General features: G+C 47.3%; 7 protein-coding genes and 1 rRNA gene. 3 read left to right on the top strand and 5 right to left on the bottom strand.

What is annotated here, in order from left to right; all coding sequences use genetic code 11:
- Positions 1-180 (bottom strand): 16S ribosomal RNA (locus A3842_RS27790); the annotation flags it as partial.
- 406 nt (positions 181-586) lie between these two features.
- Between A3842_RS27790 and A3842_RS27785 the strand changes: the two genes are divergently transcribed.
- Both A3842_RS27785 and A3842_RS32750 read left to right on the top strand, forming a co-directional pair.
- Positions 587-826: a hypothetical protein gene (locus tag A3842_RS27785; RefSeq protein ID WP_074103450.1), complete on the top strand. Its 240-nt coding sequence runs from the start codon at positions 587-589 to the stop codon at positions 824-826.
- 41 nt (positions 827-867) lie between these two features.
- Positions 868-1038: a hypothetical protein gene (locus tag A3842_RS32750; RefSeq protein ID WP_167374718.1), complete on the top strand. Its 171-nt coding sequence runs from the start codon at positions 868-870 to the stop codon at positions 1036-1038.
- Between the two features lie 433 nt (positions 1039-1471).
- On the opposite strand, the gene A3842_RS27775 is transcribed toward A3842_RS32750, so the two are convergent.
- From A3842_RS27775 to A3842_RS27765, 3 genes are all read right to left on the bottom strand, one after another.
- A complete protein-coding gene (locus A3842_RS27775; protein ID WP_074103448.1) occupies positions 1472-3679 on the bottom strand; it encodes an MMPL family transporter in 2208 nt (735 codons plus the stop codon).
- A 211-nt stretch (positions 3680-3890) separates the two neighbouring features.
- Complete coding sequence (locus A3842_RS27770) at positions 3891-4544, bottom strand: response regulator (protein ID WP_074085761.1); 654 nt, start codon at positions 4542-4544, stop codon at positions 3891-3893.
- Entirely contained in the window at positions 4541-5473 is a 933-nt protein-coding gene (locus A3842_RS27765) for a sensor histidine kinase (RefSeq protein ID WP_178382424.1), read from the bottom strand. Before A3842_RS27765 ends, A3842_RS27770 begins: the two co-directional genes overlap by 4 nt.
- Before the next feature lie 492 nt (positions 5474-5965).
- Between A3842_RS27765 and A3842_RS27760 the strand changes: the two genes are divergently transcribed.
- Entirely contained in the window at positions 5966-7912 is a 1947-nt protein-coding gene (locus tag A3842_RS27760; RefSeq protein WP_244169820.1) for an ATP-dependent DNA helicase, read from the top strand.
- Here the strand turns inward: A3842_RS27760 and A3842_RS27755 are convergent, their stop codons facing one another.
- Positions 7913-8983: an SGNH/GDSL hydrolase family protein gene (locus A3842_RS27755; RefSeq protein ID WP_074103445.1), complete on the bottom strand. Its 1071-nt coding sequence runs from the start codon at positions 8981-8983 to the stop codon at positions 7913-7915.
- Between the last annotated feature and the right edge of the window lie 61 nt (positions 8984-9044).

The raw sequence follows: 9044 nt of genomic DNA, 5'->3' as shown, positions 1-9044 counted from the left end.
AGGAATTATCCGGTATTAGCTACCGTTTCCGGTAGTTATCCCAGTCTAGAGGGTAGGTTGCCTACGTGTTACTCACCCGTCCGCCGCTAAGCTTACCCCGAAGGATAAGCTCCGCTCGACTTGCATGTATTAGGCACGCCGCCAGCGTTCGTCCTGAGCCAGGATCAAACTCTCCAAATTGGTATTTAGAAAGAGCGATTGCTCATTTTGAAACATCTGACGAGAATAAAATATTCTCTATTTTTGGATCTCACTTGCGTGAAATCCCACTCACTCGTTGTTCAGTTTTCAAAGATCAAGCTCGTCGTCGGCGCCGATTATCTCGTCACCAGCAACTCTTATAATATATCACGTTCGACCGAGTAATGCAAGCTCTTTTTTTCAACTTCTTTTCGAGCTCGGCGTTGATGTTTCTTGGCCGGACTAATAATATACCTCGACTTCCCTATATCATGCAACCTGTAATTTTTACCATTTAAATCAGAACATATAGACTAACGATTGGATATTAATAAAGCTCGAGTCACCTTAATTGATCTGCAAAAGAGGAGACCTACAAAATAGTGCAAACCTGCTCCGCAACGGTGTGAAGGTTGAGAAGACTGTCCCTCCGTTAAGCGTGGATGGTATCACTTATCCGGCAGGGACATATATAGTGAACATGCATCAGGCTAAACGCGGCTATGTCAACCTTGTCTGTAGATCGACTAACGAATTGCTTGTGATCAAAATGGCCATAACTTTGCTCTACAATGCTGGAACCGGGTATAAAAAAGGAAGCTGCCTGATCTCCAGATCGAATCTGAGAACAGTAGCTTCCAAATAGTTGCTCGACCTAGTACCTTTCAGCGCATCAGCGGACAAGATATGCAAGCTGCTCAAACCAGCGGAGTAGGCATTGCCGGAGCACCTTTATTCATATTGTCCGGTCTTGGATTTAAAGTGACAAATACGGCTACTGCAGACGTGCTGGTCAATGTTGACACGGGCTTGATTGCCGGCGTTAAACCTTTCATCGATATCGACGTACGATGCTGAGCAGTATTAAATCTCTGAATATCTTGCCGGGCTTGGATCACTCCAATCCGGTGAACCAGACGAAGAGCCGCAGCACATGAAGGCTTGTTCCATCTTCGCCATTATCGGCAGAAAACGATGCATCCCGTAATATTAATAAAGGCTATCAGCAACCTCACGCTTAAATAGCTTCATCAGAGAGTCTGTATCATCATTTCTTTTCAATAGAAGGGCATGAGCTTAAAAATATCCTTGGGATCTGTGCAGGTTGAGTTCTTCACTCCGGCCCAGATCGAAGCTGTTTGCCCGTAATTTCGCTCAAAATAGCTTTCTATTCTTCCCTTTAACGCGTCAGTGATGCTTAAGTACAGATCATATATATTTCCCTCTTCGTTATAGACAAGTGTGAACACCGAAAGGCGGATCATAGAGTGGTACCTATTGTTCCAGATTATTAGCCAAGGAGTCTTACTCTAGGCTCAATCTCTGCGGCCAGCCGCTTCTTCTCCACTTCCTCCATCACTCCCTCACCTTCCACATCGAGATTCGGAAGCAAGCGGTCCAGCCATTTTGGAAAATACCATGCCGACTTCCCAAGCAAGGTCATCACGCCGGGAACAATGAGCAGCCGGACAATGAAAGCGTCAAAGAGAACACCGAAGGCGAGCGCCAACCCCATAACCTTAACCATAGGCTCTTCTGCGAGAATGAATCCGGTAAAGACTGCAACCATGATCAGGCCTGCTGCCGTTACGACTCCGCCGCTGTTACGGATTCCGGCAAGAACGGACTTTTTGGCATCGCCGCTCTTCTTGAATTCCTCACGCATCCGGCTGACCAGGAATACTTCGTAGTCCATCGCCAGACCGAACAGGACGCCGACTACAATGATTGGCAGGAAATTAAACACCGGTGCCTTGGTATAGAAGTTGAACAGATTCTGGAAATGTCCATCTTGAACGACATAGGTAACGAATCCCAGGGTTGCACCAAGCGACAGGATGAATCCGAGCACTGCCTTGATCGGAACGAGAATCGAACGGAATACCAGCATAAGCAGTACAAAGGCCAAGCCAACAATAATGAGGCAAAATTTAGGCAATGCCTGGTTTAATTTCTGGGTGATGTCGATGTTGACAGCTGTGCTGCCGGTTACACCGATCTTAATATGATCCTGCCGTTCTATTTCCGGTGCCTTATCACGAATCAGATGGACAAGGTCTATGGTTTTCGAATCATTGGGTCCCGTTGTCGGCATAACAGTAATCAGCGAGATTTTTCCGGAAGGTCCAGTGACTGCCGGGTTTACCACCGCGACATTGGGATAAGTTTTTACTTCTTCAATAACTTTATTGAGATTAGCTGCTGCCTCTTTACCGCCATCCGTTTCGGCCAGAATGACTAACGGACCGTGGTATCCCTCACCGTAGGCTTCGGACAGGAGATCGTAGGCCCGCCGTTCAGTTTTATCCGGAGATTTTTGCCCGTCATTACCGAGCCCCGTCTCCATGTGGAAGAAGGGCAAAGCAATCGTTGACAGCAGGGCTACACCCAGTACTACAGCCATTAAGGGCTGCCCGGTAACAAATTTTCCCCACAGATTGGCGCGGCTTGCCGGCTTCTGATTGCTTCCTTTGCGCTTGGAACGCTTGGTGGGCACTTTAACCTTGCTCCCCAGCAGTTCCAGAATCGCCGGAACGACGAATATGGTCATAAGGATTGCGGTCAATACAGTAAGTGCTCCAGCTGTACCCATAGCGGTAAGGAACGGTACTCCAACGAATGAAAACCCGACAAGCGCAATAATGACCGTTACTCCAGCAAACACAACCGCACTCCCGGCTGTTCCGTTCGCGATGGCAATTGCTTCCCGTCTTTCGTAGCCTTCGGCAAGCTGCTGCCGGTATCTGGCGATAATGAACAGTGCATAATCAATACCGACAGCCAGTCCCAGCATCCCGGCCAGCGATAAGGCAAACGAAGGAATATCTAAGAAACTGGTTCCGATAATAATCAGCATAATCCCGAAGCCTAGGCCTAAACCCGCTGTAAGGATCGGCAGAACGCCAGTAATGATAGAACCTAATGCTACTGTAAGAATTACCAGGGCCAGCAAAACTCCGAGACCTTCGGTAGGACTGCTGGTTGCCATTTTCACATAGCCGTCTCCGATCAGTTCGGCCTGCCAGCCCGCATCCCGCAGACTTTCGGCAATCTGATTCACTGAATCCTTCGAAACGTCGGTGACATCTGCACCCGGAACTTTATAAGTAATTGTGGCATAGCCAATAGTGCTGTCCGCATTTAACGAATGGTTCTCGTACGGACCTACAACCGAAGAAACCTCCTGATCCGCTGCCACTTCTTTGAGCTTCACGGTTATAAGCTGCTGAGCTGCTTCAGAGGATAACGTCTCATTGTCCGGTGCCTTCAGCACCAGCTGGGTCTTGCCAAGGTTACCCTGTGGGTTTGGAAATTCCTTTTCCATAACTTCAAGCGTTTTTTGCGAGGCAAGCCCGGGTATACTGGTCTCCTCACCAAAATGGATTCCCATCGACAGCGCCACAATAGCGGCTACTACTAACAGAGTAATGCTTCCTATAAGGACTTTAATCCGGTTCTTCGCTGACCAAAACCCCAGCCGGTATAATAATTTAGCCATTTCAGTATCGCTCCTCCTTACTAATGTTTATCTATGTCTTAATCTTACAGACTGGATGACTGTTCAACATCGTCCAAACGGGCAGACCGCATTTGCCCATTCGGGCAGCCCGTTATCCCAAAAGAAAAAGCCCTACACACACCGTAGGGCCTCGCTTCAAAATGTGAATATAAAACAAAAACATGCGAAAGAATTCCTTCGCATGTCCAAGTTACATATGTAAGATCCCTCGTTCCAGACCGACAGCCACCGCCTGAGACCGCGAATCCACTCCAAGTTTGTTGTAAATACTCGTTAAATGTGCTTTTACCGTTCGTTCTGCAATTCCCATATCTGAGGCGATTTCCTTGCTTTTGAAACCCTGAGCTACGCTCTGCAGAATCTGAGTCTCTTTATCGGTCAGCAGGGATGCTTCCTCATTAGCAGAGTTATAAGCTTTGTGGTTCCCACGGGCGGCTATGACTCTTTCCATAATCTCTGGGGTAAGCAAGGTCTCCCCTCTCACCGCTGATTCAATATTCCTGAACAGATTCTCCCGGCTTGTATCCTTTAACAGGTATCCCCTCGCCCCCAAAGCCAGACCGTTAATCATTAAATCATCCTCGTTGTAGGTCGTCAGAATGATTACCGGAACGGGGCTGTTCTTGCTTTTCAATACCTTCATCGCTTCCAGTCCGCTCATCACCGGCATATTTAAGTCCATGAGGACAACGTCCGGCTGCAACTCATCAATGAGGTGTATCGCCTCCTGCCCGTTTCCTGCTTCCCCGACAATTTGAAACCGTTCGTCGGTTTCCATAATCAGCTTCAAGCCTTCCCTGACAACGAAATGATCGTCTACGATCAGGATTTTATACCGGTTCATATAGATTCTCCCTCGGTGAATGATACCTCAATTTGTATACTCGTACCTGCCGAACTGCTACGCACCTTCATTTCTCCTCCAATCAACCGCACCCGTTCCTGGAGGCCCAGTAGACCATAATGTCCGGCATCCTTTCCAATAGCGTCCGTGTTGAATCCAGATCCGTTATCCCTGATCTCCATAAATAACAGGCCTCTTTGATCAGACAGGGTAACCCATACCTTGTCTGCCTTGGCATGCCGGGCGATGTTGGTGAGACACTCCTTCACAATATGCAGACTGTGTTCCATTACCATCCTGGACAAGCGTTTGTCGAGTTTAAGATACGTTGCAACGGCTATACCTGTGGCCTCCGTAAAATGCTGGACCTCATCGTCAACGGCTTCCCTAAAATCAATCTCGGACGCTGATTTCGCCCGAAGATTATCAATAGCCCGGCGGGCTTCTGCCAAGGTTGTACGGGCCTGTTTCATGGACTGCTTGATGATTTCCTGAGTCCGCTCCATACGGCCTTGTGCCATGTGCGCATCTGCCGCTTCGAGTTGCATAATTAATCCAGCCACCCCCTGTGCCAGGGTATCGTGCAGATCGCGAGCCATACGTTGACGTTCATTGGAGAGTGTTAACTCCTCCACTTTCTTGTGGGCCTCCTGAAGATCCCGCAAGAAATTCTGGGTCTTGAGCCTTTCGTGAACCTGCTGAAAGAACAACAGGGCATAGGCCACAACAACAATCAGCATCAGGGTAAAAAAGGGAAGGAATAATATGAGTTCATCCGTATCTCCTAAAGTAAGCATTGCATCAAAAAACAAGATAATACTGATAAAGGCAACGAGAACGACTCTTTTGATCCGATAGGAAAAACCCAGACTTTGAGCGACTAAGACTGGAAGCAGGCCAATTAAAACGGCTTGATAACCGTCTGGCATCAGAATCGCGCATAAGTAAATCAGGATGCCTTGGATCGAAAAGTATAACCAGAATTGCTTGTTAGTCCTAATCCGAAATGAGTTCCAGTGTATTAAGACATGAACTGTGAAAAGACAAGTGAACGCTGAACTGGATAAAATCAAAGGGTCCTTAAAAAACTGCATGATTATTGCCGATACATAAACCGTTGACATCCAGATCAAAACTGAATGTCTGGATGTGAACAATTCATTAATAGATTGCATTCCAGCTCTTTGTTCTTTCACTTAGATATTCCTCCTTATCATCCATTATATATGACTTCTATTCTGACACTTGACTGTTAAGGTAGCATCGAAGATAATTACAACCTCACCAAAATACTCCAGCAGGAAGATCATTGATATAGAAAAGGGGCGGTTGTCATCAGTTGGTTAAGTGATCTCTATAAATTACAGAAGCGGGAGCTGAAAAAGGACGTCGAACCCTCTTTAATTAATGCCGTCTTCCGGATGTATGACAGATTCCCCAGGATCGGACTGAAGGAGCGGATCGGCCAGCAGGATATGTCTCTGGATATCGCTGACGCCTATATTAATGGCTATAACGCAATGATTGAAGCCGGAGTCGGCATCGGCAAGTCCTTTGCCTACCTTATTCCCGGCCTGCTCATTAACCAGGTCTCCCGGCAGCCGATCATTATTGCCACCTCCTCCATCCAGCTTTCAGAACAGATACATAAAGATCTCAGATTCATTGGAAGCCGTCTCGGATTCACCACGGTCCGCTCCGTTGTCGGAAAAGGCATGGGGCAATATGCCTGCCGGTACAGGGCAGCAGAGCTGTTCAAGCCTGATGATTCAAGCTCCTCCCCTCTGTCTACGCTCGCCGGGCGTATTTTGAATTACGAGATTGATGAAAGAGCGGACATTGAAGGTGGAACCAGTGATGCAGTATGGTCTAACGTTTGTGTAAATGACTGTAAATTTGAACATTGCCATTATAAAAGCACATGTACGTTCTACGAGATGAGAGCGAAGATTAATGCCAGCGCCGGCGATATGGATTTCATTATCGTAAACCAGGACCTGCTTATCCGTGATCTGATCAAGAAGAAAGAAGGAACCAAGGGCTTAATCACGGAACGGCCGGCCCTGATCGTCATAGATGAAGCTCATAATCTGGAAGCAAAGGTCAGAGATGCAAGAACACTCGAGTTCACCTTCCGGGGCACCTGCCGTATTCTGGACGACGTCTTGCAGATTCTCTTCAAGCAATCCGCAGATACGGGTCTTATGGGGCAATTCAAATTTGTAAAAAGATGCGTTAGCCATGTCTTTAAACAGGTAGAGGCGGATCTGCTTCACACAGCCAAACAGGACAATGACCGGATAAAAGTATCAGAGATCACAGGAATTCCGTTAAGACGGGCGGTGCAGATTTTGAAAGAGCTCAGTCTCAGCCTTTCCGTCTTAACTTCCCGGCGTGAGCGGGAAATCGACAATGCTTTTGAAGCCATGAATGGACTTATCGACCTCTTCGATGTGCTCGCCAGAGCAAAGGACAACTATCTCATCTGGGCAAGCAACAGCCAGCGGGAGAGTACCATTAGTATCTGTCCAAAGGGCATAAGCCAATTTCTAAAGTATACTTTATTTAACGGGAAGACATCCGTGATCTTAACGTCAGCAACCATGTGTCAAGGCGGAGAAACCCTGGAGGAACAATACGCTTATCTGACTGAGTCCCTCGGGTACAGGGGAGATTATATGGAGCGCCAGGCTTCACCGTTTGATTATGACGACCACACCATGATGTATATTGCCAAGGACGTCCCCTACTATAGCCATAAGGACCGGAAAAGTTATCTTGATGCGGCCTACAAGGAAATGCTTAGGCTCTGTAATTTAACGGGCGGGCGGACATTGGTCCTTTTTTCAGCTAAGGAGGATATGAAGTACATCCATGAGAAATTAAACTCTGAGGCGCTTACTTGGACGCTACATATGCAAAGAGAAGGATCGTCCCAAGACGGGGTGATCGCTGAATTCCGGGGCAGTAAAGGCGTCCTTCTTAGTACCGGTGTATTCTGGGAAGGCGTGAATATCGAAGGTTCCGATTTGTCGCAATTAATCATTTTCCGGCTGCCTTTCCCTGTTCCTTCCGATCCTATCTATGAATATAAGGCATCTCTGGCCGAGAATCCCTTAAAAGATGTGTTTGTACCGGACATGCTGCTTCGGTTAAGACAAGGAACCGGCCGTCTGATCCGCAGTGAAACTGACCTTGGTGTACTCAGCATACTCGATTCCCGGCTGTCCGCTGCAGCCAAAAAGGATTACCGGGAACAGGTGCTGGATGCTTTACCTTTTAAAAAGGTTACAGAGGATTTCAGGGTTCTGGAGAAGTTCGTAAACGAAAAAGGGATACAGCGTAGTGATCCGCACTCCCTCGCTTAATCACCACTCCATGAGCTCTTTAATTTGAGCAGTCAGTTTGTCCGCCGCTTTACGGTGAGTGGCCTGGGACGGGTGGAAGTCGGCTGCGTATCCGTCAGCTTCCAGCTGCACATCAAATTTCATTGCATTAATATTACTGTCGCCTGTTTGCAGGGTATATTGTTTCACGGCTAGTTCGACAAAAGGATACAGCCTGTCTCCCATGATACCCAGCGTACACAGAATCGGAGCATGCGGATTGTTGCGTCTGACCATTTTAAGAAATTCAACATATTGTTCAGCATATTCCGTCTGCTTGCCGGTATCCTCTTTGGTGTAGGAATCGTCATTCGTTCCTAGGTTAATGACAATCAGACCGGGCACAAACTTCCTGAAGTCCCAACGCAGATCCTGGGGCAGCACTCGATCATCAAATTTCCCCTCAGACTTCCCCACTTTTTCATAATAATCCGGGATCAGGTGCGTGCTAAGCTTTTGATCGTTTTCCGTATAGCCTGTAATGATGCCGTATCCGCTGTACGAAACCATGCTGTAGTCCGCATGGAGCTGCTGCGCGGTGAGGTAAGCATAGGTTTTGGTAACATCTTCCGTAGCCGTAGAAAAAGAATGCAGCCCAACCTCATCATCAACGCCATAGCCGCAAGTGATGGAGTCGCCGATAAATTCAATTTTATGTACTTCATCCGGGGTTGGCTTAATTCCATCCGCTGCATCAACAGCGATTTCCTGAATCCCTACCGTTGACATCGCCGCCTCTGATAATTTGATGAGCCTTATCGTGACGTTCTGCGCAGTTTCGCTTTCAAATACAGTATACGATTGGAGCGGTTGATCCACCTGATCGTCAATAACCCTTTTGCCGTTTACACTGATGCCGACTCTTGCGAGATTATTGCCGGATAAGGCAATAGCATCACCTCTTAATGTGATCTCCGCTTTTGTACCATGGAAGGAAAATTCCACGCCGCCGCCTGAGAGCGCCAGCCACAGTACATCGTTGGAATAATGAGTCCGTCCGATGATTTTCACATGTTCATTCGTTGCTTTATAACTTTGAGTTTTGGGGGACATAATAACCTTCCTTCGCAGCATTTATATGTGTAACAGTAACAAAGGTGCTTTCTGTTTTCAA

The sequence above is a fragment of the Paenibacillus sp. P3E genome (assembly GCF_001909045.1).
Lineage (GTDB): Bacteria > Bacillota > Bacilli > Paenibacillales > Paenibacillaceae > Paenibacillus_AQ > Paenibacillus_AQ helianthi.
Note: the sequence above shows the minus strand (reverse complement) of the source record. Positions and strands in the feature narration are given on the sequence as shown.